This window comes from Sneathiella chungangensis (assembly GCF_009882935.1).
GTDB classification, from domain to species: Bacteria; Pseudomonadota; Alphaproteobacteria; order Sneathiellales; family Sneathiellaceae; genus Sneathiella; species Sneathiella chungangensis.
Window position 1 is genome coordinate 392904 of sequence record NZ_WTVA01000015.1, and the last position, 26909, is coordinate 419812.

Annotated in this window: 26 protein-coding genes; 11 read left to right on the top strand and 15 right to left on the bottom strand. The window is 55.5% G+C overall.

Going from position 1 to position 26909, the window contains the following annotated elements; all coding sequences use genetic code 11:
* Positions 1-51 precede the first annotated feature (51 nt).
* Positions 52-969 carry an NAD(+) diphosphatase gene (gene nudC, locus GQF03_RS14950; protein ID WP_161340083.1) on the top strand — a complete coding sequence of 306 codons (918 nt, stop codon included), beginning with the start codon at positions 52-54 and terminating at the stop codon, positions 967-969.
* Positions 970-978: 9 nt separating this feature from the next.
* Here nudC and GQF03_RS14955 read toward each other — a convergent pair whose 3' ends face one another.
* From GQF03_RS14955 to GQF03_RS14965, 3 genes are all read right to left on the bottom strand, one after another.
* Positions 979-1542, bottom strand: coding sequence for a queuosine precursor transporter (locus tag GQF03_RS14955; RefSeq protein ID WP_161340084.1), 564 nt, complete (start codon positions 1540-1542; stop codon positions 979-981).
* Positions 1543-1653: 111 nt separating this feature from the next.
* Positions 1654-2514: a prephenate dehydratase gene (locus GQF03_RS14960; protein ID WP_161340085.1), complete on the bottom strand. Its 861-nt coding sequence runs from the start codon at positions 2512-2514 to the stop codon at positions 1654-1656.
* 17 nt (positions 2515-2531) lie between these two features.
* A complete protein-coding gene (locus tag GQF03_RS14965; protein ID WP_161340086.1) occupies positions 2532-3278 on the bottom strand; it encodes a 3-deoxy-manno-octulosonate cytidylyltransferase in 747 nt (248 codons plus the stop codon).
* 142 nt (positions 3279-3420) lie between these two features.
* Here GQF03_RS14965 and GQF03_RS14970 point away from each other — a divergent pair, with 142 nt between their 5' ends.
* From GQF03_RS14970 to GQF03_RS15005, 8 genes are all read left to right on the top strand, one after another.
* Positions 3421-3966, top strand: coding sequence for a c-type cytochrome (locus tag GQF03_RS14970; RefSeq protein ID WP_161340087.1), 546 nt, complete (start codon positions 3421-3423; stop codon positions 3964-3966).
* Between the two features lie 17 nt (positions 3967-3983).
* Positions 3984-4757 (top strand): histidinol-phosphatase, encoded by a 774-nt coding sequence (gene hisN / locus GQF03_RS14975; RefSeq protein WP_161340088.1) that lies wholly within the window; start codon positions 3984-3986, stop codon positions 4755-4757.
* Between the two features lie 100 nt (positions 4758-4857).
* Positions 4858-6708: an extracellular solute-binding protein gene (locus GQF03_RS14980; protein ID WP_161340089.1), complete on the top strand. Its 1851-nt coding sequence runs from the start codon at positions 4858-4860 to the stop codon at positions 6706-6708.
* Between the two features lie 26 nt (positions 6709-6734).
* Positions 6735-8588: an extracellular solute-binding protein gene (locus tag GQF03_RS14985; protein ID WP_161340090.1), complete on the top strand. Its 1854-nt coding sequence runs from the start codon at positions 6735-6737 to the stop codon at positions 8586-8588.
* 29 nt (positions 8589-8617) lie between these two features.
* Positions 8618-9727 (top strand): microcin C ABC transporter permease YejB, encoded by a 1110-nt coding sequence (locus GQF03_RS14990; protein WP_161340091.1) that lies wholly within the window; start codon positions 8618-8620, stop codon positions 9725-9727.
* 3 nt (positions 9728-9730) lie between these two features.
* Entirely contained in the window at positions 9731-10756 is a 1026-nt protein-coding gene (locus tag GQF03_RS14995; RefSeq protein ID WP_161340092.1) for an ABC transporter permease, read from the top strand.
* A complete protein-coding gene (locus tag GQF03_RS15000; protein WP_161340093.1) occupies positions 10756-12378 on the top strand; it encodes an ABC transporter ATP-binding protein in 1623 nt (540 codons plus the stop codon). The genes GQF03_RS14995 and GQF03_RS15000 overlap by 1 nt, the downstream gene beginning before the upstream one ends.
* 29 nt (positions 12379-12407) lie before the next feature.
* Positions 12408-13337: a 2-hydroxyacid dehydrogenase gene (locus tag GQF03_RS15005; protein WP_161340094.1), complete on the top strand. Its 930-nt coding sequence runs from the start codon at positions 12408-12410 to the stop codon at positions 13335-13337.
* 17 nt (positions 13338-13354) lie between these two features.
* Here the strand turns inward: GQF03_RS15005 and GQF03_RS15010 are convergent, their stop codons facing one another.
* The 10 genes from GQF03_RS15010 to GQF03_RS15055 form a co-directional block, all read right to left on the bottom strand.
* The gene (locus GQF03_RS15010) at positions 13355-14737 is read right to left on the bottom strand and encodes a leucyl aminopeptidase family protein (RefSeq protein ID WP_206375939.1); all 1383 of its coding nucleotides are present in this window, start codon (positions 14735-14737) and stop codon (positions 13355-13357) included.
* 115 nt (positions 14738-14852) lie between these two features.
* Positions 14853-15899 (bottom strand): TAXI family TRAP transporter solute-binding subunit, encoded by a 1047-nt coding sequence (locus GQF03_RS15015; RefSeq protein WP_161340095.1) that lies wholly within the window; start codon positions 15897-15899, stop codon positions 14853-14855.
* A 51-nt stretch (positions 15900-15950) separates the two neighbouring features.
* Positions 15951-16943 carry a response regulator gene (locus GQF03_RS15020; RefSeq protein WP_161340096.1) on the bottom strand — a complete coding sequence of 331 codons (993 nt, stop codon included), beginning with the start codon at positions 16941-16943 and terminating at the stop codon, positions 15951-15953.
* Entirely contained in the window at positions 16943-17344 is a 402-nt protein-coding gene (locus GQF03_RS15025; protein ID WP_161340097.1) for a PilZ domain-containing protein, read from the bottom strand. Before GQF03_RS15025 ends, GQF03_RS15020 begins: the two co-directional genes overlap by 1 nt.
* A 113-nt stretch (positions 17345-17457) precedes the next feature.
* Positions 17458-18144 (bottom strand): hypothetical protein, encoded by a 687-nt coding sequence (locus GQF03_RS15030; RefSeq protein WP_161340098.1) that lies wholly within the window; start codon positions 18142-18144, stop codon positions 17458-17460.
* 43 nt (positions 18145-18187) lie between these two features.
* Positions 18188-18712 carry a hypothetical protein gene (locus GQF03_RS15035; protein ID WP_194237079.1) on the bottom strand — a complete coding sequence of 175 codons (525 nt, stop codon included), beginning with the start codon at positions 18710-18712 and terminating at the stop codon, positions 18188-18190.
* Positions 18713-18847: 135 nt separating this feature from the next.
* On the bottom strand, positions 18848-19030 hold the full coding sequence (locus tag GQF03_RS15040) for a hypothetical protein (protein ID WP_161340099.1): 183 nt from the start codon (positions 19028-19030) through the stop codon (positions 18848-18850).
* Between the two features lie 376 nt (positions 19031-19406).
* A complete protein-coding gene (locus GQF03_RS15045) occupies positions 19407-19874 on the bottom strand; it encodes a MarR family winged helix-turn-helix transcriptional regulator (protein ID WP_161340100.1) in 468 nt (155 codons plus the stop codon).
* A gap of 102 nt (positions 19875-19976) precedes the next feature.
* Positions 19977-20402: a GlcG/HbpS family heme-binding protein gene (locus tag GQF03_RS15050; protein WP_161340101.1), complete on the bottom strand. Its 426-nt coding sequence runs from the start codon at positions 20400-20402 to the stop codon at positions 19977-19979.
* Between the two features lie 52 nt (positions 20403-20454).
* Positions 20455-22632 carry a malate synthase G gene (locus GQF03_RS15055; RefSeq protein ID WP_161340102.1) on the bottom strand — a complete coding sequence of 726 codons (2178 nt, stop codon included), beginning with the start codon at positions 22630-22632 and terminating at the stop codon, positions 20455-20457.
* A 139-nt stretch (positions 22633-22771) separates the two neighbouring features.
* On the opposite strand from GQF03_RS15055, the gene GQF03_RS15060 reads away from it, so the two are divergent.
* A complete protein-coding gene (locus tag GQF03_RS15060; protein ID WP_206375937.1) occupies positions 22772-23575 on the top strand; it encodes an IclR family transcriptional regulator in 804 nt (267 codons plus the stop codon).
* Here GQF03_RS15060 and guaD read toward each other — a convergent pair.
* Together guaD and GQF03_RS15070 are read right to left on the bottom strand one after the other, a co-directional pair.
* On the bottom strand, positions 23572-24909 hold the full coding sequence (guaD, locus tag GQF03_RS15065; RefSeq protein ID WP_161340103.1) for a guanine deaminase: 1338 nt from the start codon (positions 24907-24909) through the stop codon (positions 23572-23574). The two genes, GQF03_RS15060 and guaD, sit on opposite strands and share 4 nt — an antisense overlap.
* A 12-nt stretch (positions 24910-24921) precedes the next feature.
* Entirely contained in the window at positions 24922-25401 is a 480-nt protein-coding gene (locus GQF03_RS15070) for a winged helix-turn-helix transcriptional regulator (protein ID WP_161340104.1), read from the bottom strand.
* 219 nt (positions 25402-25620) lie between these two features.
* On the opposite strand from GQF03_RS15070, the gene GQF03_RS15075 reads away from it, so the two are divergent.
* Entirely contained in the window at positions 25621-26865 is a 1245-nt protein-coding gene (locus GQF03_RS15075) for an ABC transporter substrate-binding protein (protein ID WP_161340105.1), read from the top strand.
* Positions 26866-26909 lie beyond the last annotated feature (44 nt).

Genomic DNA, 26909 nt, shown 5'->3' on the forward strand with positions numbered 1-26909 from the left:
TTGCCGTCTTGACGATTGCAGGAAAGAAAAACTTGTGACAATCTGCCGCTCATGAATAAACCGATAGTCTTTGCCGGCGGTCGATTTGACCGCGCATCCCACCTTCGGACCGACCCGAACTGGATAAAAGAAAAATTACAGGATCCGAGCAGCCGGTTTCTCCCGATGCATCAGCTGAAGGCCCTGATCGATCTGATGGGGAATCCGTCGATTGACTGGCGCGGAGCTGCGGATGTCCGAGAATTTATCGACGCTGGCGCAGCGTTCATATTCCTTGGAATAGCGGATTTCGCCTGTCATTTCGCAATTGACGTTTCGGCGATCGAAAATCCGAAAAATCCACCGAATGGCGATTGGGGAAAATTCATTGACGTGCGCTCCATCGCACCGCAGCTGAGCCCCGGCGAGGCGGGCGCGCTCGCACAGGCGCGCTCCATGATCGACTGGCATAACCGGCATGGCTTTTGCGCCGTCTGCGGATCATCAACCCGGCCTCAGGAGGCCGGGTATTCGCGAGTCTGCGAAGACTCCAACTGCAAGGCCACGCATTTTCCGCGCACCGATCCGGTGGCGATCATGATGGTAACGCATGGCGACAAATGCCTGCTCGGACAGGGGATCAATTTCCCGGGCGATTTCTATTCCTGCCTCGCCGGCTTTATCGAACCCGGGGAGACCATCGAACAGGGCGTTCGGCGGGAGGTTCTCGAAGAATCCGGCATCAAGGTCGGTGATGTCCGATATCACCAGTCGCAGCCCTGGCCGTTCCCGTCGTCCCTGATGATCGGCTGCTTTGCCGAAGCCCTCAGCGAGGAGATAACGGTCGACCGGACGGAGCTAAACGATGCGCGATGGTTCAGCCGCGAGGAAGTCCGCGCGATGCTGGAACAGAGCACGAAACCCACCGGTCTGCGAATGGGCGGGCCGATCGCCCTCGCCCATCAACTCGCGAAATTCTGGGTGGAGTGAGAAACCCGCCTATCGTGTGGCAGGCGCCAGGGTCAACGGATCGGTGATCTTGATCAGACCGCGGAAGGGCAGAATCAACACCGCCACCATAATGATTTTCGCCGCGAAGTCGCCAAGCGCCCATGTATGCCAAGGCAATCCTGTTCCGGCAAAAGCCAGGGTGAAAAAGATAACGGTATCGACAAAGGATGCGATGAAGGATGAGGCAACCGGTGCTTTCCACCAGCTCTGCCGCCGCAGCCTGTCGAAAATCGCCACGTCAAGCATCTGCGCGATCAGGAACGCGGTGCCGGAGGCAATCGCGATGCGCGGATTTGCAAACAGGATGGACATGACAACTGCGGCGATAAAGCCGACAAAGACCACCTTCCGCGCGAGTCGGACGCCGAGCGTCCGGTTGGTGATGTCCGTTACGAGAAAGGCGACCGGATAGGATATCGCGCCCCAGGTGAACCAGTCATTGAGCGGCAGCTCGACAAGGATATTGGACCCCGTCACGACGATCGCCATCGCGACAACACCCGCGAGGAGAAAAACTTTCTGGCCGAAGCTGAGCCCTAAGAGGTCATCCATATATTTTCTAAACATCACGTCCCTCTCGCATTTACGCGAACAGCACCGTCCAAAGAAATTTCGCAACTGCGGTCGCTATATATGAATTAAATGTGAAACGATCAAGCCGAATCAGGCGCCATACTGGCGCCGATAGGGATTGGCCGGATACACACCGAGAATCTTGAGCTTGGCGGAGAAGAACTGCAATTCCTCAATCGCCCGGGAAACCCGCGCTTCGTCCGGATGCCCCTCGATGTCTATGTAGAACTGCGCCGCTTCGAAACTCGCGTCCGTGATATAGCTTTCCAGCTTGGTCACATTGATGCCATTGGTCGCAAATCCGCCAAGCGCCTTATACAATGCCGCCGGCTGGCTTCGGACCTGAAAAACGAAACTCATCATGCAGCTTCCGTCTTTAGGGTCCGGGTCCTGCCGCTGCCGGGACATGATGATGAAGCGGGTGGTATTTCCGATGCGGTCCTCAACCCGGTCGCGAAGAACGGTCAGGCCGTAAATCTCCCCGGCCAGGCTGGACGCAATGGAGGCCTTTGACTTGTCTCCGAGTTCCGCGATCATCTTCGCCGATCCGGCGGTGTCCGCATGAATCATCGGCTCGATCCCGAGATCGCGGGTCAGACCCCGGCATTGGGACAGTGCCTGCTCGTGGCTGTGCACCTCCTTGATGTCCGACAGAACCGCCCCCGGGACGCCGAGAAGTTGATGCTTTACTGGCTGAAAATGCTCGCCGATGATATATAGGCCGGAGTCCGGTAACAGATGATGAATATCGGCAACACGGCCGCCAAGCGAATTTTCAATCGGAATCATGGCAAGGGCCGCCTCCCCGTCCCGCACCATCGCCAGCGCATCCGCAAAGGTATCACAGGCCATTGCCTCCATCTGCGGGTAGACTGTGCTGCAGGACAGATGGCCATAGGCCCCCGGAACGCCCTGGAAGGCAATACGATTTTCGGGATCGATATCTGACATTTTAACTTCTCAATTTTTCAGGAAACAAACATACGGCGGATACGCGCCAAATCCTCGGGAGTATCGACACCAAGGGGCACCGTGTCAACGACGGCGGCATCGATGCGCATGCCATTTTCAAGGGCGCGCAACTGCTCGAGCTTCTCCCGTTGCTCCAGAGGCGCCGGAGGCAGGGCGATGAACCGTTCGAGCGCGGAACGCCGGTAGGCGTAGAGCCCGATATGATGATAATGCGGCCCCGCCCCCCAGGGAGTTGCTAGCCGGCTGAACCAGAGCGCCCGGCCGATCCGCTCCCCGCCACGAAGAGAAACGACGGCCTTGACGGCATTCTCGTCCCCGAGTTCCCCGTCGTCCTTGATTTCGGCGACTAAGGTCGCGATATCGACTGCGACATTTTGAAGCGGCTCGAAGACCGCGGCGATCGCGGCCGGATCCAGTGCCGGCAAGTCGCCCTGCAGATTGACGATGGCATCAAAGGTGCCGTCAGGATCATATTTCTGCACCGCCTCAAAGACCCGATCAGAGCCGGAGGGATGATCCGGGCGCGTTAAAATCGCCCTGCCGCCGGCATCGCGGACCGCAGCGGCAATCTCCTCTTCGGCGCAGGCAACAACGGCTGGACCGATTTCCGCCTCTTCCGCACGCCGGAGCACCTGAACGATCATCGGCAACCCGTTGATATCGGCAAGCGGTTTTCCCGGCAGACGGGTTGAGGCCATCCGGGCCGGTATGACAATCAGCGGTTTTCGCGACGGAGCGCCCATGATTATGATCCAAAACGTCAATTTTAACCCAAAAAAGCATATATACGTCTTGCGCACCTAATGAGAAAGCGGTTAATTTGCCCTCGCTTTTTTTTATCACGGCTGGTAAATGTACCGGCAGGTTTGATAGCTGAGGTCAGCAATGAATACTTTCGAGTTTAACAAAATTGCCGGTGCCGTTCTGGCCGGTGTCCTGATTATTATGGTCATCAATGAAGTCGCGACGCTTGCGGTCCATCCGACGTATCCGGAAGAACCTGCCTACGCGATCGATACCGGTGAAGTTGCCTCTTCGGAAGTCGCCTCGAACGATAAAGTTGTTGGTCCATCCCTTGGCGTTTTGCTCGCCTCCGCTGATGCGGCTAAAGGTGAGAAGGTTTTCAAGAAATGCGGCGCCTGCCACACGGCGGAAGAAGGCGGGGCCAATAAAATTGGTCCGAACCTCTACGGCGTTCTCAACCGGGATAAAGGCGCCGTCGGCGATTTCAGCTATTCCGACGCGCTCCATGAAAAGGGCGGTGCCTGGGGATATGAAGACCTTGACGTCTTCCTGGCCAAGCCGAGCACCTATATCAAGGGAACCAAAATGTCCTTCGCCGGCATCAAAAAGCCGGAAGACCGCGCTGACCTGATTGCCTATCTCCGGACCCTCGGCAAGAGCGACGTTCCTCTTCCGCCGGCCGAATAACCAGGCCCGCGGGTTGCGTGACTAAAGATTGCCCGCAGGAATTTGTTACTCTCGCTCACCGGATGGCGGACGCCGCCGGTGAGGTGATCCGCCCCTTGTTTCGCCAACCGATTGGCATTATCGGCAAGGAAGACAACAGTCCGGTCACAATCGCCGATCGCAACGCTGAAGCCGTGATGCGTGACCTCATTGAATCCCACTTTCCCGAACATGGCATCATTGGCGAAGAACACGGAAACATCCGAACTGACGCGGAATATGTCTGGGTTCTGGATCCCATTGACGGGACCCTCTCCTTTATTTCCGGCAGCCCGACTTTCGGCATCCTGATTGCGCTGACCCGGAAAGGGGTTCCCATAATGGGAATATTGGATCAGCCTATCTCCGGCGAACGCTGGCTCGGCGCGAATGGCCGGACGACGCTAAACGGTCGCGCTGTTAATACGCGGTCCTGCGCACGCCTTGCCGACGCGACCCTGTTTGCTTGGGGCGCGGAGTTGCTGGAAGGAGATCACGGCCCGAGCTTTCGCCGACTTTACGGGGCGATAAAACGCAAGCGCTTCGGCTATGATTGTTACGCCTATGGCCTGCTGTCGCTCGGCTTCGTCGATATCATCGCGGATTGCGACATGAAACCTTTTGATTATTGCGCGCTCGTCCCCATTGTGGAAAATGCTGGCGGCAGGATCACCGACTGGTCGGGGCATCCCATGACACTTGCCAATCCCGGCTACGTCCTTGCAACCGGCGATCCGGCGCTGCATCAGCAAGCCCTTGAAATAATGGCGTAATTAAGTCAGCGCGACAATCGGTTTTTTTCCTTGATGTCGCCCGGTTAACCTCCCATCTTGGTGAATAAGTCTAAACAGGAGCCGTCAAGTGAGGACATCCATGGGATTCTTGAGATCAGCCGTCACCGCCATTTTGCTGCTAAGCCTCCCCCTTCCAGTTGCTGCAGAAGAGGTAAAAACGACGAAGAGTCATGGCCTCTCGCTTGCGGGCCCGCTGAAATACGGCCCCGATTTCACGCATCTTGATTATGTCAATCCCAACGCCCCGAAAGGCGGCGATGTCAAACTTTCGGCGGTAGGCGGCTTTGACAATCTCAATCCCTTTATCTCCCGAGGCCAGTCTGCGAACGGTCTCGGCCTGACTTTCGAAACTCTGCTGACCCAGTCCTATGACGATCCCAGCGCGGAATACGGACTGGTGGCCGAAAGTATTGAGGTCGCGGAAGATCTCTCATTCGCAATCTTCAATTTGCGCCCCGAAGCCCGGTTTCATGACGGCACGCCGATTACGGCAGATGATCTGATTTTCAGCCTTGCGGAAGTAAAGGAAAAAGGCACGCCGCTTTTCCGTTACTATTATGCCGATGTGGAATCGGCGGAAAAACTCGGCGATCATCGCATCAAGTTCAATTTCTCAGGCCCGCCGAACCGCGAACTTCCGCAGATTGTCGGCCAGCTCCTCCCGGTTCTTTCGAAAAAGCATTTCGAAGGGCGGAGTTTTGACGAAACGACCCTGACACCGATCCTCGGCTCCGGCCCCTATCGTGTGAAATCTTTCGAACCGAACCGGTACATCACCTATGAACGGGTCGACGATTATTGGGGCGCCGATCTTCCGGTCAACAAGGGTCGATATAATTTCGGGACGATCCGGTATGATTTTTACCGGGACACGGCTGTCCTGCTGGAGGCCTTCAAGGCCGGCGAATATGATTATCGCGCGGAAAACAGCGCCAAGAACTGGGCCACCGGCTATGATTTTCCTGCCGTGAAGGCAGGGCTGGTCATCCTTGAGGAAGTGCCAAACGAACGATCAGCCGGGATGCAGGGTTATGCGTTCAACCTGAGGCGCGCGAAATTCCAGGATCCGGCCCTGCGTGAAGCCCTGACCTATGCATTCGATTTCGAGTGGCTGAACCGCAATATTTTCTATGACCAATACAGCCGGACCAACAGCTTCTTCGAAAACTCGGTGATGGCCGCCACGGGTGAGCCCACCAAGGAGGAACTGGCGATCCTGGAACCCTACCGGGATCAATTGCCTCCGCGCGTGTTCGGCCCGGCTTATAAGGCGCCCGTGACCGATGGATCAGGCCAGGATCGCGCGCCGCTTCGCGTGGCCCGAAAAATTCTTGAGGACGCGGGATGGGAAGTGAAGAATGGCAAGCTGATTGACCCGAATACGGGCAAGCCACTCACCATTGAATTCCTGATGTATGATCCGAACAGCCTGCGCATCACGGGGCCTTTTATAAAGAATCTTAAAAAGCTGGGGATTGACGCCTCGACCCGCGTTGTCGACACGGCGCAATATACGGAACGGCTTCGCAATTACGATTTCGACATCACGACCGCCGGTTTCGGGCAGTCCATCAGCCCCGGCAACGAGCAACGCGAATTCTGGGGCAGCGAAGCGGGCAAACGCCCGGGCAGCCGGAATGTGATGGGGATCGATAATCCGGTTGTCGATGCGCTTATTGAGAACCTGATCTCGGCGCCGACTTATGAAGACCTGATTCCCGCCGTTCGCGCGCTCGATCGGGTGTTGACATGGAATTTCTATGTCGTACCCCAGTTCCATGCCGCTTACGACCGCATCGCTTATTGGAACAAATTCGGTCATACAGATGTCAATCCGGGCCAGGGGCCGGACATACTCGCCTGGTGGGTTGATCCGGAAAAAGAAAAGCGGTTGCAGGAGGGCATGAAGAAACTACGCCAGCAACAATAGCTTGAACGGCCGTCAGGGAGGTTGAGATGAAAAAGTTACTCGCACCTATTACCGCGGTGTTGCTGATTTTCGGGACGGACAGCAGTTTTGCCGCCTCTGAAACAAGTTATGGCCTCTCTGTTTTCGGCGATCTGAAATATGGACCGGACTTCACCCATTTCGACTATGTTAATCCGGATGCGCCGAAGGGCGGCATGATCAAACTCCGCGATCTCGACAGCTTCGATACCGTCAACCCGTTTCTGCTGAAGGGGAATCCCGGCGTCATCAACGGCGACAAGGGCGGCGATCTCTATTTCAACTTCACTCAGCTGATGACGCGCTCCTATGACGAGCCCGACGCCGTCTATGGCCTTCTTGCCAAAAGCGTGACGATAGATGACGCCGGCCTCTGGGTTGAGTTCGCACTTCGGCCGGAAGCGCGCTTTCATGATGACACACCGATAACGGCCGAGGATGTCGCCTTCACCTTCAACGCCTTGAAAGACAAGGGGCACCCGCGGTACGGACTGCTGTACCGGGACGTCATAGCCGCGAAAGTTCTTGATCCGCATAAGATCCGTTTTGAATTTCGCAGCGGTGCTCTCACGCGCGACCTTCCCTATCAGGTGGCGGTTATGCCGATCCTTTCAAAAGCGTCATTTGAGAACCGTGAATTTGGCGTGACGACGATGGAGCCGCTGCTGGGATCCGGGCCGTACAAGCTTGTCAGAGTGAGTCCGGGTCGGACGCTGACCTTTGAGCGTGTTAAAAATCATTGGGCGGAGAATCTTCCCGTTCATAAGGGGCGGTTCAATTTTGATGTGATCCAGGTCGACTATTATCGGGACCGGACGATTGCCCTGGAGGCATTCTTCGCCGGCGAGTATGATTTCCGCGAGGAGTATACCTCCCGCTCCTGGGCGACGGAATATGATACCAAGCCCGCCGTCAAAAAAGGATTCATCAAGCGCGATGTTCTGAAGGATGCCAAGCTGACCGGTCTGCAGGCCTTTTTCATGAACAGTCGGCGCGCACCCTTCGATGATATCCGGGCGCGTGAAGCATTCGGGCTTTTGTTCGACTATGAATGGACGAACCAGAATCTTTTTTATGGGTTGTATGACCGGCTCGGATCGGTATTCGAGAATTCCGACATGAAGGCTGCGGGGCCGCCGTCGCCTGCGGAACTCGATCTTCTCACGCCCTACAAGAATATCCTGCCCGAAAACGTCTTCACAAAAGAATTTGCGCCGCCCAAAACGGACGGATCGGGAAATATCCGCACACAAACCCGAGCCGCCCTCGATCTTTTCGAGGAAGCGGGCTGGGTCGTTCAGGACAGAAAACTTGTGAATTCCAACGGTCAGCAGATGAAGGTCGAGTTCCTTCTCTATGAGCATTCCTTTACCCGCGTGATCAATCCGTTTGTGGCCAATCTGGGGCGCGTCGGGATCGATGCCAGCGTGCGCGTTATTGACGCGGCAAGCTGGCAGAACCGGGTGCGTGAATTTGACTTCGACATCGTCGTACGCCGTTTTCCACAGCCACAGGTGCCCGGAGTGGAGCAGCGGGACTGGTGGGGGTCCGCCGCCGCGGATGTCACGGGAGGGCTGAATATCGCAGGCGTTAAAAATCCTGCTGTCGATTTCCTGGTTGAGAAAATCATCGAAGCCAAGACGCGGGATGAGCTTGTGACGGCGGCGCGCGCACTCGACCGGGTGCTGATGTGGAATTATTATTTCATTCCGCAATGGTACAAGGCGAGCCACTTTATTGCCTATTGGGACAAGTTCGGCTGGCCGGAATCAAAAAAGCCGGGTTTTGACCGTGCGGTTCTGCAAAGCTGGTGGTATGATCAGGCGAAAGCCGAGGAATTGGCTGCCCGCCGGGATAAGTAGTTTCAAGCTTGCGGACAGAGGAGTAGTCGTTGTTTGCCTATATTTTGAGACGTATCCTGCTCATGATACCGACGCTGTTTGGCATCATGGTTCTCAACTTCGTAGTCATACAATTTGCCCCCGGCGGCCCCATCGAACAGATCATTGCCGAAATCCAGGGAACGGCGGTTGGCGCCACGGCTCGCATCGGCGGCAGCGGCACCGGTGATACCGGCGGCGGCGGCAGCTCCGCATCGTCCTCCCTGGGATCCGATAGCACCTATCGCGGCGCGCAGGGGCTCGACCCAGAATTTATCAAGGAACTGGAGGTACAGTTCGGCTTTGATAAACCGGCCCATGAGCGGTTCTTCATGATGATGAAGAACTACCTGATGTTCGATTTCGGCACGAGTTATTTCCGCGACGAAACCGTCGTCAATCTTGTGATCGAAAAGCTTCCCGTCTCCATTTCTATAGGGCTTTGGACGACTCTCCTGGTTTATCTGATCTCGATCCCTCTTGGCATTGCCAAGGCCGTCCGCGACGGGACAAAATTCGATATCTGGACAAGCAGCCTGGTTATTGTCGGCAACGCAATCCCGAGCTTTCTTTTCGCCGTGGCGCTCATCGTTCTGTTTGCCGGCGGTTCCTATTTCAACTGGTTCCCCTTGCGGGGTCTCACGTCGGATAACTGGGAGCAACTGAGCCTTTTCGGGAAAATAACCGATTATCTCTGGCACATCGCGCTGCCGGTCACCGCCCTCGTTATCGGCGGCTTTGCCGCGCTCACCCAGCTCACTAAAAACTCGTTTCTCGACCAGATCAGCCAGCAATATGTACTTACCGCCCGGGCCAAGGGCCTTAGCGAACGGCGCGTGTTGTATGGCCACGTATTCCGGAACGCGATGCTGATCGTCATCGCAGGGTTTCCGAGCGCCTTTATTGGCATCCTGTTTACCGGCTCGCTATTGATCGAGGTGATTTTCAGTCTCGACGGGCTTGGCCTTCTGGGGTTCGAGGCAGCCATCAATCGCGATTATCCGGTGATCTTCGCGACCGTTTATGTCTTCGCCCTGCTCGGCCTCATCATGAACCTCGTCGGGGATCTTACATACACTTTAGTCGATCCCCGGATCGATTTCGAAGCGCGGGAGGCTTAAGCCATGGCCCTTTCCGCAATCAATCAGCGCCGCCTCAACAACTTCAAGGCCAACCGACGCGGTTACTGGTCGATGGTGTTTTTCGTGACGCTGTTCGTGATTTCCCTATTCGCCGAACTGATCGCGAATGACAAACCGCTGCTTGTTTCCTACAAGGACCAGCTTTACTTCCCTTTTCTGGTTGCGTATCCCGAGACGACCTTCGGCGGGGATTTCGAGACGGAGGCGGATTATCGCGACCCCTTTGTCGCCGATCTCATCAATGAAAACGGCTGGCAAGTCTGGCCCCTGATCCGCTACAGCTATTCAACGATCAATTATGATCTGACAACACCGGCGCCCTCGCCTCCCGATGCGGAGAACTGGCTAGGAACCGATGATCAGGGGCGCGACGTGCTCGCCCGGGTCATCTATGGCTACCGTATTTCGGTGGCTTTTGGTGTTATCCTCACCATCCTCAGTTCCATCATCGGCGTCACCGCCGGCGCGGTGCAGGGCTACTTCGGAGGCTGGACAGATTTGATATTCCAGCGCCTGCTGGAAATTTGGGGCGGCATGCCGAGCCTCTACATCCTGATCATTCTGGCGGCGCTGATCGAGCCGAGCTTTCTCATCCTGCTCGTCCTGTTGCTGCTTTTCAGCTGGCCGAGCCTTGTGGGCGTGGTGCGCGCCGAATTCCTCCGGTCGCGAAATTTCGACTATGTGCGAGCGGCGCGGGCGCTTGGCGTCCGCGACAGCGTTATCATGTTCAAGCATCTTTTGCCGAACTCCATGGTCTCCGCGCTCACCTTCCTGCCCTTTATCCTGACAGGCTCCATCGTCAGCCTGACCTCGCTCGACTTCCTGGGGCTCGGCCTTCCCCCCGGCTCACCATCGCTCGGCGAGTTGCTCGCCCAGGGCAAGGCCAATCTGCAGGCCCCCTGGCTCGGCATTACGGCCTTCCTGACGCTATCGATCATGCTGACGCTCGCCTTCTTTATGCAGGAAGGCATTCGTGACGCCTTCGATCCGAGAAAGACGTTTCAGTAATGGCATTGGTAGAGATAAACGACCTTTGGGTCACCTTCAAATCCGACGGCAAGGACGTACCGGCCGTAAAAGGCGTCACCTTCAATATTGAAAAAGGGGAGACGGTCGCGCTGGTCGGGGAAAGCGGGTCCGGAAAATCGGTAACCGCGCTCAGCATTTTGCAACTTCTTCCCTATCCGCTCGCCAAGCATCCCAAAGGATCCATCAAGATTAACGGAATGGAGGTTGTCGGACGGCCGCAAAAGGAAATGCGGAATTTTCGCGGCAACCATGTCTCCATGATCTTCCAGGAGCCGATGACCTCCCTCAACCCGCTGCACACTATCGAGAAGCAGATCAACGAAACCCTTCTCGTCCATAAAGGTATGAGCCCGAAGGAGGCGGCAACCCGAGTGCGGGAGCTTCTTGAGCTGGTCGGTCTTGATGCAGTTGATGAGCGCCTCAATGCTTACCCCCATCAGCTGTCCGGCGGGCAGCGGCAACGCGTGATGATCGCCATGGCGCTTGCCAATGAGCCCGAACTGCTGATCGCGGATGAACCAACGACAGCTCTTGATGTAACCATTCAGGCGCAGATCCTGGAACTGCTGATGGACCTGCAAAAGCGCCTCGGCATGGCGATTCTGCTGATTACCCATGACCTCGGAATTGTCCGCAAGATGGCCAAGGATGTTTGCGTCATGACGCAGGGCGAAATCGTCGAGGCGAATTCATCGAAGGAGCTCTTCTCCCGCCCGCGCCATGCCTATACGAAAATGCTGCTCGAGGCGGAACCGAAGGGTCTGCCGCTTCGCAAGAATGACGCCTTACCTGACGTCATGACCTGCCGGAACCTCAAGGTTTATTTCCCGATAAAGAAGGGTTTGTTAAAAAGAACAGTCGATTATGTCCGGGCGGTCGACGATATTTCCGTCAACGTCAAGCAGGGCCATACGGTCGGCATCGTCGGTGAGAGCGGATCAGGCAAATCGACACTCGGCCTCGCGATGCTGCGACTTATTACATCGGACGGCGAAATCCAGTTTGAAGGACGAGAAATCCAGCATTCGACCTGGTCGGAACTTCGACCCTTGCGCGCCGAAATGCAGATCGTATTTCAAGACCCCTATTCAAGTCTGAGCCCGCGCCTTTCCGTCGGACAGATCATCGAGGAGGGATTGATTGTTCATGAAGGCCGGGGCGATAGGATGGAGCGCCGGGACCGGATTTCAGATGTTCTGAAGGAAGTCGGCATTTTGCCGGATGCGCAGGATCGCTATCCTCATGAATTTTCCGGTGGCCAGCGGCAGCGTATCGCCATTGCCCGCGCCCTAATTCTGAAACCGAAATTCATTGTACTCGATGAGCCAACATCGGCGCTTGATATGTCGGTGCAGGCGCAAATCGTCGATCTTTTGCGTGACCTGCAAAACCGCCATAACCTGACATACCTGTTCATCAGCCATGACCTTAAGGTTGTGCGGGCAATCGCCGACAGCGTGATCGTCATGCGCGCCGGAAAAATTGTTGAGCAGGGTCCCTCGGCACAAATCTTTGACAATCCTGAAACAGACTATACAAAGGCTCTTATGAAAGCGGCGTTCGATCTGGAAACGGCGGCCGCAGGTGTTGTCAGCAGTTAAGGTATCCAGATAAGATACCGGAGAAAAAAATGGCCCTTTTGTTCAAGAGTAATATCGACCGCGCAGACTGGTGGCGGCGCGAACTGGGTAAATATATTCCCGACCTCGAAGTGCGAATCTGGCCGGATATCGGCAATCCGGACGAGATAAAGTATGCGCTCTGCTGGAAGATGCCCCATGGGGAACTCGCCAAGCTTAAAAACCTCCAGGCCATTTATTCGCTGGGTGCCGGCGTCGACCATCTGCTTGCCGATCCGGATTTTCCGCGGCACTTGCCCTTCTCCCGTGTCGTCGATCCGAACCTGACGGGACGCATGACGGAATATGTTGTACAGCATGTGCTCAATCACCACCGATTCTGCCATGCCTATGACGCGCAGCAGCGGGAGCATGTCTGGAAGGAACATTTCGCCCCCTTCGCCAGCGAGCGGAAAGTTGGCATCCTTGGAATGGGTGAATTGGGCAGCGGGGCGGCTAAGGCGCTCCATCTTCTGAATTTCGACGTGGCGGGATGGAGCCGGTCAGAGAAGAAAATCGACGGTGTCGAGAGTTTCTTCGGCGACGACCAGCTTGACGCATTTCTTGCGCGCAGCGAAATTCTGGTCTGCCTGCTCCCGCTCACACAACATACGGAAAATATCCTGAATGCCGAGCTGTTCGCCAAATTGCCGAAGGGCGCGGGCATCATCAATGCCGGGCGCGGTCCGCATCTCGTGGAGGAAGACCTGATACCGGCACTCGACAGCGGGAAGCTGTCCGCCGCAACGCTCGACGTGTTTCACGTGGAACCTTTACGCGAGGATCATCCCTTCTGGGACCATCCGAAAATCCGCATCACGCCGCATGTCGCCAGCATTTCCGATCCGGCGAGCGTTGCCCGGCTGGTCGCGGAAAATATCATCCGCACGGAGAAGGGCGAAGACCTGCTCCATGCGGTGGATGTTGAAAAAGGATATTAAGGCCCCGATCCCTGACCTTAACGGCCATACCGCTCCCGGATCAGCGCGAAGAGCGCGCGCATCGCAAAAGCCTCGCCGCCGACAGGGCGGCCCGGCCGGGCGCGGACGTTATAGCCCATTATGTCGAAATGAACCCAGCTTTTGGCTTTCTCGACGAATTCCTTGAGGAAGAGGCCCGCGGTAATCGCGCCGCCATATCCACCGCCGGAGGCGGTATTGTTAATATCGGCGAACTTGCTATCGAGAAGATGCCGATAGTCATCCCATAACGGCAATCGCCATACGGGATCTTTTTCTTTCTCCCCATGGGCCGCAATATCAGCAAAAAGCGCATCATCGTCGGTAAAGGTCGCGGCGATTTCCGTTCCGACTGCGATCCGCGCCGCGCCCGTTAAAGTCGCAACGTCAATCAACAGGTCCGGCGCCTCGTCATCGGCCGCCGCCAATGCATCGGCAAGGATCAGGCGTCCCTCTGCATCCGTATTGCCGATCTCGACTGTCAGTCCCTTGCGGCTGGTCAGAATATCGCCGGGATGAAAGGCGTTCCCGGAAATAGCATTTTCAACGGCGGGAATGAGAACGCGAAGACGCACTGGAATATTTGCATCCATAATCATATAGGCGAGGCCGAGTACGGTTGCCGCGCCGCCCATGTCCTTTTTCATCATCAGCATCCCGGCGGACGACTTGATATCAAGACCACCCGTGTCGAAACATACGCCCTTGCCGACCAGCGTCACTTTCGGATCACTCTTGTCGCCCCAGCTGATGTCAATCAAGCGCGGCGCGTCGGCGGCAGCACGCCCGACGGCATGCACCATCGGATAGTGATAGGTGAGGAGATCGTCGCCGACGATATTTCCCTGGCCCGCTTCGAATTCTCCGGCAACCTGTGACGCCGCCGCCTCGAGCGCGGTCGGCCCCAAATCGCCGGCCGGGAGGTTGATCAGATCGCGCACCAAAGTGACGGCCTTGACCGTGCGCGCGACCATGTCCTCGTCCGCACCCTCGGGCAGCACCAGAGTTGCATATTTCTTCTTATCCGTTTTAAAACGATCAAAGGCGTAGGTGCCAAGCGACCAACCGGTTGCTAAGTCCGTCGCGTCCTTTGGCGAGAGCTCGGTTGCGATGGTATAATGACCCTTCGGCAATCGCGCCGGCAAATCGGCGAGCGACCAGATATTCCAGTCCCCGTCCTTGATATAGACAACGGCTTCGGTGTTTCCCGACTCATTCGGCAACAGCAGCGTTTTCCCACCTTCCGCGTCGAAGTCTTGCGACGCAACCCAGCTTCTGTGGAACTCGGGCTGCCCGGCGAGCCATCCGTCAAAGTCTGATTTTTCGACAACAACAATAGGTTTGGCTTCGATCTTCGAGCTTGCCACTACGAACGGGATCACGTTGAACTCCTTTAGTTTTCGGCGACCATATCAAAGCCGGGACTGGCCGACAACTGCTATCCCTTCGCCGCCACAATCCGGTTACGGCAAGTCTATGAAATTTGTCTCCGGCATCCTAGTCAGTAAGAACACCTACTTCCTTGTAATAGCGGGCAGCGCCAGGATGCAACGGAATGGAAACCCCTTTTGTCGCTGTATCAAGATGGATCAACAGTCCCTTGGCATGACCACGGTCCAGCAGATGCCGGTTTCTATTATTCCAGAGAGCCTGCGTGATTGCATATACAAGATCTTCTGGGGTATCTGCATCGACGATCCACTGAGTGCTCACCGCCAGGGTCGGGATCGCGCCCACGCCCGCATATGTCCCTTCGGGGATATCGGAAACAGAATAATATCCATGCTTGGCCACGAAATCGTCAATGATCTTTCCGCTGATCGGCAGCAGGTCGATCTTGCCGACATCGGCAAGTTCTGAAACCGCCGTTACCGGATAGCCCGCGACGATGAAAAAGGCATCCAGCTTATCCGCCAACATCAGACTGACAGCCTTGTCCGGTACAGCGGTAATCGCATCAATATCCTTGGTCGACAGGCCATATGCACGGAGAATCTGCTTGGCATTCTCCCGTGTGCCTGAACCGGGGACGTCGATCGATACCCGCTTTCCTTTCAAATCCTTGACGTTTTTGATCCCCGCATCATGACGGACAACCAGATGGACATCTTCGGGATAGAGATTGGCGATCACCCGCAGCGATTTAACGGGCTTTTTCTTTGCATAGATTCCCGTGCCGTTAAAAGCGGCCGCCACCACATCGGACTGCGCGAGGGCAGTCTCAAATACACCTTTCGAAACCCCGCTGATGTTATCAACGGAGCCATGCGTGGTCTGGGCCGTTGCAATAAGCCCCGGCACACCGCAGGATCCCCCGCTTTCACAAGCGCGGCTTCCCGGTGGATTGGAAATCACGGAGGCGAGTAACGTGCCGATCGGATAATAAGTGCCGGCTGTCGACCCCGTTCCGATGCGAAGAAAAGAAATCTGCTGCGCCGTCACGGCGCCGAATGTCACCGTCAACAGAATGAGTACAGAAGCGAGCAGTCCAAGACGCGCCGTCGGATTAACATTCAAAATGGCCCAGCCCTCCTTCTGCGGCATCCACATCATAATACTAATAATAGTCGCTTACCCGAGGGAACAAAGCGCGATTTACGCAAAAAGGGCACTATTTTTTGCATTCTCCGCCCCTGACTCGGCGCCGGAGTTCTTTTGCGTATCGCGAACACGGTTAGAAATCTCGCGAATATCAAAGGCAAGCCCTGCGGAAAGATGCAATTCACTGCACCCCTTGTGAATGGCATAGGGAATCTGCGAGAGCAGATCACGATCCTTATCGTCAAGCTTCGTTGTCGCCTTTTCGATCCTCAGCAACAGGCTCTCAAGCGCATCGCAAAGTGAAACAATATGAGTAAATTCCGTTCCGGCCACGCTCTCAATAAGGGATTTGTTGCGCTCGCGCATGGCGACCACAACATCCGCACGGTCACCGAAGGAATCGCGCGACCCCGACAACAGGATCACCGCGGAGGAAAGCCGCATCAGCTGTTCCGCATAGATGGATATCTTGCGCTCGTTCACGACAGTCATGGCGAGACGAACCGCTTCGGGCGTCGCGGCAAGCTCGGGACGGTTCTCGACCTTCGCCCGCAATGAATTCGGCACAATCAGCATGGGCTTCGTCGGCGAACTACGGGTTACCAGACGCCTGTCCGGCCCGATATAGTCCGCCGTGACGATGAAGGGCTTGCGCGCAGAAATCAGGCGCAGGATCCGCGTAGATATCTGCGTGCGCGACATGGGGCGGGTGATCAGGTCATCCGCCCCGGCATTCATGACGTCGCCCACGATATCCGGCGCCGTATTCCAAAGGGAAAGAACGACGTTGATGAAGGGATCCTTGCCAAGGCGATGGCGGCGGATATCGCGAATGACGTGGTGAATGTCGGCTTTTTCACCGGCGGTTTCGGCAACGATCAGATCGAAATCGCCGCGTTCCGCCCGTTCAACAAATTCCCGCCCGTCGGCGCAGGCGATTACCTCACCGAAGCCAATGTTCAAGAGGGCGCTCCGCGTGTTCTGGCGCATCGACGGTTCGGGATCATAGAGAAGAACCGTCGCCGATTGAAACCGCGTTTCCGTCATCAGGAATGCGTAGTATCGAAGCCGGGTATCAATTCCTGGAGTTTTTCGAGGATCATCCTTGGATCCTCCGAGAATTGCAGGCCGATCTTGTTGCCACGGCGCCAGACGAGATCGCAACGAATGGCACCAAGCTGAGTCGCGTGCAACAGAAGATTATTCTTTTCGAAAAATAACCCGTCGACGTCAATCCTCGCCCCGTTCGCGGAAATATCCTTGATAATCCCGGTCACTTCGCGTTCTTCTTCATGGAGGCAGGCGTGACCGCGTTCGGCCCGGATTGTCGCCGGCCATCTAACGTCCGCGCGCCGGTACTTGCGATCTGCGGCGGTTCCAGTCTTCTTATGATCGCTCTCTACATCAAGAGCTCTCAGCATTTTCTTGATATCTTTCGCAATGATCATCTCAGTTCTCTGTTTCCTGTCGGATGAGTTCTCAACCGGAGTAAATCCTTACGCTGACATTGTTTTACTTAATCAAGAAACTGTTAATAATTCGCAAATTTATACAGAGAATCTTACCAATCGCGGCACTTTGCCTGCGTCGCGGCATAGGCCTCGGGCGTATCGATAACATCATTCGCGCGAAGCCGCGCCTCATTAAACTCCTCGAGCAAGGGGTCGAGTTCGAACAGCAACCGGTTGGCGATGGACCGGCGGGCCTTTTTCGGGTTTTTTGTATAGAAGGGCTCAATTCCCGCCGCGCGTTCTTTCAGCTCCCGTCTTATTTTTGGCATATAATCCTGAACGATCTGCTCATTAATCCGGACATGCTCCATCTCGTGCGCCAGTATCGTTTTATAAGCGCAGCTGCTTTTCCGGTATTTCCGGTCGATATAGACGTTTGTCTTCCGGGAGCCAATGGTCAGCCGAACCCGGTCCAAACGCACGCAGTATTTTCCCGGTGCAACTTCCTGGGAATTGGTCGCGGCGCTCAAGGTCGGGCCAGTTGATGAGTGGGTAAGCCCCAGAAGATTGGCATGGCTGGACGATTTGGCAAATCCGCTCTTTTTGGCAATCCTCTCAATCTGATCAGACGATTTTCCATGGTCAAGACTGGGTGCAGCAGACACGACCTTAATGTCGACCTCCGGTTCCTTCCAGATGGCCCGACAAGCCGCATCGGTCGCTGCCTGTGCGGATGGAAGGTAGGCGATGCTGCCGAGGAGTCCGAGGAAAAAGACTTCGAAAAGGGCATGGAGCATCCTGCCGGATCGGCAGGCTCCTGCCGACAGTCGCGATAATTTTCTACCCGAACATTGCATTTATCTCATCCTGATCGAGTGTCGCTTCCTCTTCACCCTTCGGCGATGACTGTAGATCGCCACAGAGCTGCCCATTAATTATCGCGCCGGCATGATCAATCAATTCACGAATGACAAGGCATCGCTCCGCGGTACATTCGCCGGCGTCGGCGTCATCAGGGATATCCGCGGAAAGGCGCAGTTCATCCTGAAGAGAGAGGATCTCGATGTCCAGCCGCCGCATTGTCTTCTCGAACGGCTCCTTATATTCCGGCGGCGAAAACTCATAGGCTTCAATGGCCAGTTCGCGGTCCGCGATCCCGCTTGCCCGGAAATGATCTGAGTAGGAGCGGGGCGCCCAAGTCGCGAAATCCTCCAGCATATCGGGCATATCGACAACCAGTTCAGCCAGCATCAAAGCTTCGTTGAAGTGGTTCAGATAGTCCGTCGCCAAAAGAGTGACATCGTTTACATTGGTATTTCGGGCGCGGGCACGGAATTTCTCCAGCGCGCTGGTCTCAATACTCATCTCAAATCGCTGTTCGTTATTGACCTCAACCGGATCAGTCCGGCCAGAGGTAAAATCTAACAGCTATTTCATTAAGGAATTGTTTGCGGCTCTGAACTTGGCGGAATTTCGGGATTTTCATTCCTTTTTAGACCGTCAATCGAGCAATGCCGTGGTTTCCGACGGGATGTCATCCTTTTTACCTTGCGGCATTTCCTGAAGGAAAAAGGCGGCAGACAGCAACAATGTCAGAATAAATACAGCCGAGGAAAGAACAAGTTTCGAATAACAGCATTTAACGGAAAGCGCGTTGTTCAGATCCCCGAATATCATTCCCATGTTACCCCCCAATGCCGCCCTAATCGGCCGCAATGCTTTTTCATCCTGTCGATACCATCAGTATATGGAAGCGAACGGAGGGAGGCTAGCGCTATGGTTGCTATTTGATATTTTTATACACTTTTAAGGACGTATATTTTTTCGCGCACAAAATGATCATCATTCTATCACAAGATATAGTTGCCCCTGGCGAAGAGAATGACAAGTTGCTTGAAATCGAGGGAATGGAGAGTGGAGAATTTCATGCCGTCTGACGAATCGCCGGCCGAAAAAAGATCCGCACCTGACAATTTTCCACTAATCGGAAAGGGCTTCCGGATTGATATCTGAGACGCTAACCGCAGGGGGCGTCATCCGAGTGGGTCATTACCGCTCATCAAATAATGTCGTGAAATCTCTTCAACAGGTCGATCAGCTTTTTATGATCCTTCTCGCCGAGGCCCGAAATTACCCTGTCTTCAATCTCCCTGACATTTTTTTCGAGGGCCGCGAGCTCGCGTTCGCCTTTTTTCGTGAGGCGGACCGCATAGGCCCGTTTGTCGCCTTTCACCGGCGCCCGCAGGATTAGACCATCCTTTTCAAACTTGTTGAGGATGGGAACGAGGGACGAGCGGTCGAGGCCCGCCGCCTCCGCAATGGCACTCTGCGTGCGTCCCGGATTCTCGTTTATGATCGCCATGACGGAATACTGCCCGGTCATAAGCTTCTTGCCAGCCACGGTCGCAAAGCTGCTCTGCGCACGAAGAATCGCTTTGCGCATGTGAAAACCGACGATCCCCTCAAGGGTCGTCATCTCCAAGTCGGAGGACGCCGATTTTCCGTTTTTTGAACTGTCACCCGTCATTGTGCCTAACAGGGCTCCTGCTTTCCCGCCATAACCAATAGTTTATCTGACTAATAACTTGTTATAGCCACAGAAACAGGCGCAGCACAAGTGAACGAGAGATTATTCGAGTGTTTGGTAAAAATGCCGAAGCCCGGCTTCCGCGCATTCCATATCCTGGGCGGGGGTGCCCGAGCTTAATCCGATGCCGCCCACAACCTCGCCATCGACCACGACCGGAAGACCGCCACCGACGGAAGAGACGCGCCCGCCAACTTCCGTATGGATGCCGAAGGCGAGATTTCCCGGCACATTGACCGCATTATATTCATGGGTTGCCTTGCGGGCGGCGGCGGCGGTGTAGGCCTTGTCCGCGGAAATTGTAATGCTTGTCACCTTGCCGCCGTCCATCCGCTCGAACGCGATGAGATTGCCGCTTTCATCGACAACCGAAATACACATCGGTACGCCGATTTCCAACGCCTTTTCCCGCGCTCCGCGGATAAGAATTAACGCATCGGCATGGGACAGCCGGTTTATCGTGAGCATCCACCCCTCCAGATCAGTAATTTCGAATTTTCAATAGCTTCATATCGGAAAATTATCCTGCTTTCGCCTCAATTCGGCGTGCATGAAGGATCGGTTCCGTATATCCGCTTGGCTGTTCCCGGCCCTTGAAAACGAGATCGCAGGCCGCCTTGAACGCCACGGAGCCGTCGAAGTTTCCCGCCATGTTTTTATACAAGGGATCACCGGCATTTTGTTCATCAACCACGCCCGCCATGCGTTCCATCGTCTTCCTCACCTGGCTCTCCGTGCAAATGCCGTGATGCAGCCAGTTGGCGATATGCTGGCTCGAGATACGCAAGGTCGCCCGGTCTTCCATCAGACCAACGTTATTTATATCGGGCACCTTCGAGCAGCCTACGCCCTGGTCGATCCAACGCACGACATAACCAAGAATGCCTTGCGCGTTGTTTTCGAGCTCTGCCTGGATTTCCTGTTCCGAAAGATTCGCGCCTTGCAGCAGCGGGGGCGTCAGAATGCTATCGAGGCTGGCTCGCCCGCGCGACGCAATCTCCTTTTGCCGTTCCTTGACGGACACTTCGTGATAATGCAACGCATGCAGCGTCGCGGCCGTCGGCGATGGAACCCAGGCACAATTGGCACCCGCCTTCGGATGGCCGATTTTCGCTGTCATCATCTTGGCCATCTCATCGGGCATCGCCCACATCCCCTTGCCGATCTGGGCATGTCCCGGAAGACCGGTTTCCAGCCCGATGTCGACGTTCCAGTCTTCATAGGCAGCAATCCAGGGCTCGCCTTTCGCATCTTCCTTGCGCATGAAGGCGCCGGCTTCCATACTGGTATGGATCTCATCGCCCGTCCGGTCGAGGAAGCCGGTATTGATAAAGAATATCCGTTCGGAAACCGCGCGAATGCATTCCTTGAGATTTATGGTCGTCCGCCGTTCCTCATCCATCACGCCGACCTTGAGCGTATTGCGCGGAAGATCAAATCCGTCCTCCACCGCGGCGAAAAGATCATTCGTGAACGCGGCTTCCTCCGGCCCGTGCATTTTCGGCTTTACGATATAGAGGCTGCCAGCCCGGCTATTGCGGAAACGACCAAGCCCTTTCAGGTCATGGAGGGCGGCCGCCGTCGTCATCACCGTGTCCAGTATGCCTTCCGGAATTTCATTGCCATTGCTATCCAGCACGACGTTTATTGTCATTAAATGCCCGACATTGCGAACCAGCAGCAGACTGCGGCCATGAAGTGTAATCTCCCGGCCCGAAGGATCGACATAGGTGCGATCGGGATTGAGCGCGCGTGTGATCGTCTTCCCGCCTTTTTCAAAGCGGTCCTCAAGGTCGCCTTTCATCAGGCCGAGCCAGTTGCGATAGACCAGTGCCTTGTCTTCCGCATCGACGGCCGCGACCGAGTCTTCGCAGTCCTGAATTGTCGAGAGCGCGGATTCCATCAGGATATCCTTGACCCCGGCAGGATGATCCCTGCCGACAGGATGGGTCGGATCGATCTGGATATCGAGATGCAGTCCATTTCTGCAAAGAAGAACAGAGGTTGGCGCCGCAGCCCCTAGATAACCGGCAAATTGGGATGAATCAGCCAATGTGGTCACCGAACCATCGGCGAGCTCCGACTCAAGATATTTGCGGCCTCCCTGATCAGAGAGGCGGTAGGCCCGCACATCCCGATGGCTTCCCTTGGCAAGGGGCGCCGCCCGGTCAAGTACGCCAAAGCCATATTCGATGACCTTCATACCACGTTTGGGATTATAGCCGGTGCCCTTCTCACAGCCGTTTGTTTCCGGCAGAACATCCGTGCCGTAAAGCGCGTCATACAGGCTGCCCCAGCGCGCATTCGCGGCATTGAGGGCATATCGGGCGTTCATGACAGGCACGACGAGCTGCGGTCCCGCGACATCCGCGATCTCAGGATCGACGTTCGCCGTGGTGACTTTGAATTGAGGTCCTTCCTCGACAAGATACCCGATTTCCCGAAGAAAGGACTTGTAGGCGGCGGCATCATGGGGCTTGCCCCTACGCTCAAGATGCCAGGCGTCAATTTTCGCCTGCAATTCCTCCCGCTTGTCGAGCAATGCGCGGTTCCGCGGCGCAAATTCAGCGACGAGGCGGGCAAGAAGATCCCACACTTTATCCGCCGTCAACTCCAGTCCTGGAAGAATTTCTGTCTCCACCAGTTTCACGATTTCAGGTGCAACCTGCAGTCCGGCCTTCATTACACGTTCTGTCATATGTTTTCTCTCGTCCTCGAACGCATGGAAATCAACGACACAAAGGATGCGCGCCGATCAATAATCAACGCAATATTGACAGGTTCGGTAAAGAGAATAAACTAAAATGGAATTATTTTCGCATTATGGAATACTGGAAATGATGAAAACGGAACCGATCGGCGATACTACCGTGCGAACCGGACAGGTCCAATCGCTGACGCGGGCCCTCTCCATCTTGAACATTATTGCAGAGAATCCTCCGGGCCTCTCGCTGACGTCTATCGCGAAGGCGCTGACCCTTGCCCCGTCGACAGCCCACCGTCTGCTCACGACGTTGCAGGAAGAACGCTACGTCCAATATGACCGGGATACGAGCCGATGGCAGATAGCGATGCAGGCGTTCGTGACGGGAAATGGATTTCTGATATCGCGCGATCTGTCAACTGTCGCCCGTCCGTATATGCGCCGGCTGATGGAATTGAGCGGCGAGACGGTAAATCTCGCCATCCCGGATGGAGACAAGGTTATCTATCTTGCCCAGGTTGAAAGCCGGGAGATGATGCGCGTTTTCTCGAAACCCGGGAACAGCGTTCCCATGCATTGCTCCGGTGTTGGCAAGGCTATTCTGATGGCCATGCCGGAAACGGATGTGGCCCGCATCTTCGAGGAGCAGAAACTGATAAAGCTGACCGATAAAACGATCACCGACCTGGACAAACTTCGCGATGAACTGACAACATCACGGAGGCGCGGCTTCGCGCTTGATGACGAGGAACATGCCATCGGCCTGAGATGTGTCGCGGCCCTTATCTATGACGAGCATTCGGAGCCGCTCGCTGGCCTGTCCATTTCCGGTCCGGCAGCACGTATTTCAAGAGACAGGCTCAAGGAGCTTGGCAAAATCACGGTCAGTATCGCCGCCGAAGTGACAGCAGCGCTCGGTGGACGCCTTCCGGCCTAGAACCCGTTGAACGTCTCGAGCAATGTATCCCTGTCCCGCTCATATACGAGTTCTCCGGCAACATAGGTTGCCCTCACCGCCCGGTCGTCGCCTAAAATTATAAAGGCGAACAAAACTTCTTCGATTGTCTCTGCGTGACCGAGCCGGTAGTCGAGGATGGGTGTTGCCTTGAGGTCAAGAACAGCAATATCCGCCTCGTGACCCTCGGCAAGGCTGCCGATTTGACCTCCCAGATAGAGGGCGTCCGCTGCCCCCCGTGTCGCCAGGTAAAAGGCCTTGTGTGCATTCAGCGCATAGCCATTCAACTGCGCGATTTTATACGCCTCATTCATGCTGACAAGCTGCGAAAAATTGGTTCCGCCGCCAAGGTCGGTGGCGAGGCCGGTGCGGACCGTCGGCGATCCGGTCATCGCCCGTTCAAGACGAAACAGACCGCTTCCAAGAAAGAGATTTGACGTCGGGCAGTGTGCAATTGCCGTTCCGGTTTCTGCAAAGGTCCGGAAATCCGTTTCCGTGAAATGCACCCCATGCCCGTAAATCGCGCGCGGTCCAAGCTGGCCATAATGTTGATATACATCGACGTAGCTTTTCCGTTCCGGATAGAGTTCCTTCACCCACTCAAGTTCCGCCTTGTTCTCCGAGATATGCGATTGCAGATATGTCCCAGGATGTTCCTTCCAGACGGCCCCAGTCAGCTCCATCTGTTCTTCCGTGCTGGTGGGCGCGAACCGCGGGGTCACGGCATAAAGGGCCCGGCCATTCCCATGCCATTTCGCGATCAGGCTTTTCGTCTGATCATAGCCGCTCTGGGCGGTGTCCATGAGGCCGGGGGGCGCATGGCGGTCCATCAGCGCCTTTCCGGCGATGTTGCGCATCTTGATTTTGGCCGATTGTTCGAAGAAGGCATCCACCGACTGCGGATGAACGGTGCAGAAAACAGCCGCCGTTGTCGTCCCGGCGCGGATAAGTTCCTTGAGGAAAACCTCCGCCGCCGCGCGTGCATATGCCTCGTCCGCAAATTTCTGTTCGGCAACGAAAGTGTATTTGTTCAGCCAATCGATCAACTGCTTGCCGTAGGCGCCGATCATTTCCGTCTGCGGGTAATGGACATGGCAATCGATAAAACCGGGGCAGATGATGGCATCTTTATAATGCGTAACTTCTACGTCCCGGTAGAGATCCGAGAGAAGCCTGGACGCCGGGCCGACGGCGATGATTTTCCCGCCGTCCATGACGAGTAGGGCATCCTCTTCGTAATAAAGACAGTCCTCAACCGGCTTGGAAAAAGGATTGTCGTAATATGAAATCAGCTGACCGCGAATTGCTTTTTTCATGTCATCCCACCTTCAGGGCCTGTCCGGCATTGACAGGACGACCTCGTCCTTGACAACTTCCATCACGACATAGGTGTGGGTTTGAAGGACATGCGGCAGACGCGAGATCACATTGCCGAGAAGTTCACGATAGGACGCGATATCGCGCGTGCGGACTTTCAGGCTATAGTCGAACCCGCCGGCCATCATCATGCAGGATTGAATTTCGGGAACCTGGCGGACCGCGGAATTGAATTCATCAAGGTCCGCCGCCGTTGTGCTTGAAAGTTGGACCTGTACGATAACAATGTGCCCCGCGTCGACGGCCGCTGGTTCCAGCGCCGCGAAATACCCCTTGATCACGCCCTCTTTTTCAAGCCGTTTAACACGTTCGGCACAGGGCGTTTTCGTAAGATTTACACGACGGGACAACTCGACCATGGAGATCCGGCCATTTGCCTGAATTTCGCGTAAGATGCGATAGTCGGTTCTGTCGAGATCCAGCTGTGCCATTCCAAAATACCAGTTTACTTCCAATTTCCGGGCATATTTACGGATTTAAACAAAATCGCCGGGGAATGCCCAGCGAAATTCCGGTGACCGCAGATATATCGTCGTCGATGATCTCGAAATTGTGTAGTTTTTTGACCGATAATCAGCGGACGGAAAAGAATGTTTGCGTTAGGATGGCCGTCGCAACCTTATTGGCGATACAAATATGGATTGGATACTATGCCTCGTTACCCATTGATAAAATCTGTTTTGCCGCACGTCATCGCCGTAGTGATCGCGGCCATTTCGATGATATTCGCGCAGACCGCGATTTCGGCAGAAAAGGCATACAAAAACTGGGACGACGTTGTCAGCGCGGCAGAGGGCGGTACCGTCAATTGGTTCATGTGGGGCGGCGCCGATAATATCAACAGCTATGTCTCGGATTTTGTCGGCAGCGAGCTCAAGAAGCGCTATGGCATCACCCTCAATCGGATCGGCATCAATGATACCGCAGAGGCCGTCAACCTTGTCCTTGGCGAAAAGCAGGCCGGGAACCACGAGAACGGCTCCGTCGACCTTATCTGGATCAACGGCGGGAACTTTCGCTCCATGAAGCAGGGTGAGTTACTCTATTGCGGTTATCAGAACCTCCTCCCCAATAACCGGCAGGTCAACTGGCAGGACCAATCCATCGCGAATGACTTCGGTCTCGCTGTCGACGGATGCGAAGTACCCTGGAACCGCGCGCAATTCGCTTTTGCCTATGACAGCGCCCGCACGAAGAATCCGCCCCAAAGCATTCCGGAGCTGATCGACTGGGTCAAGGCGCATCCCGGAGAGTTTACCTATCCGGCGGCAACGGATTTCAACGGCAGCGTCTTTATCCGCCATGTCTTTTATCATGCGGCGGGCGGCGTCGATGCCCTGCTTGGCGAATTCGATCAACAAAAATTCGACGCGGTCGCGCCAAAGGCCTGGGCGATACTGAACGAGATGGAACCCTACCTCTGGCGGGAAGGGAAAACCTATCCAAATGCGATTGCAAACCTGGCGCAACTCTTTGCCAACCGCGAAGTCGCCCTCTATTTCGATTATGATCCGGCAATCTTCGGCATTAACGTCGAGAATGGTATCTTCCCGGAATCCACCCGCTCCTATGGTCTCAAGGACGGCACAATCGGCAACACCAATTATGTGGCAATTCCCTATAATTCACCGAACAAGGCGGCAGCAATGGTGACGGCGAATTTCCTGCTTTCTTTTGACGCCCAGTTCGAAAAGGCGAAAGCCAGCATCTGGGGCGCGGCGCCGGCGATCGACGTTTCCCGGCTTTCCGACGCGCAACAGGCGCAATTTGCCGGGCTTCCCCGCAATCCGGCAGTCGTTGCGCCCGAAGCGCTGGCGAAAAATGCACTCCCGGAACTCCATCCCGCCTGGATCGACGCCATTGAAAAAGGCTGGCAGGAAAATGTCGCGAAATGATGCTGCACTTCTGTTAGGCTCGCAGTCAGATCACCATTTTGGAC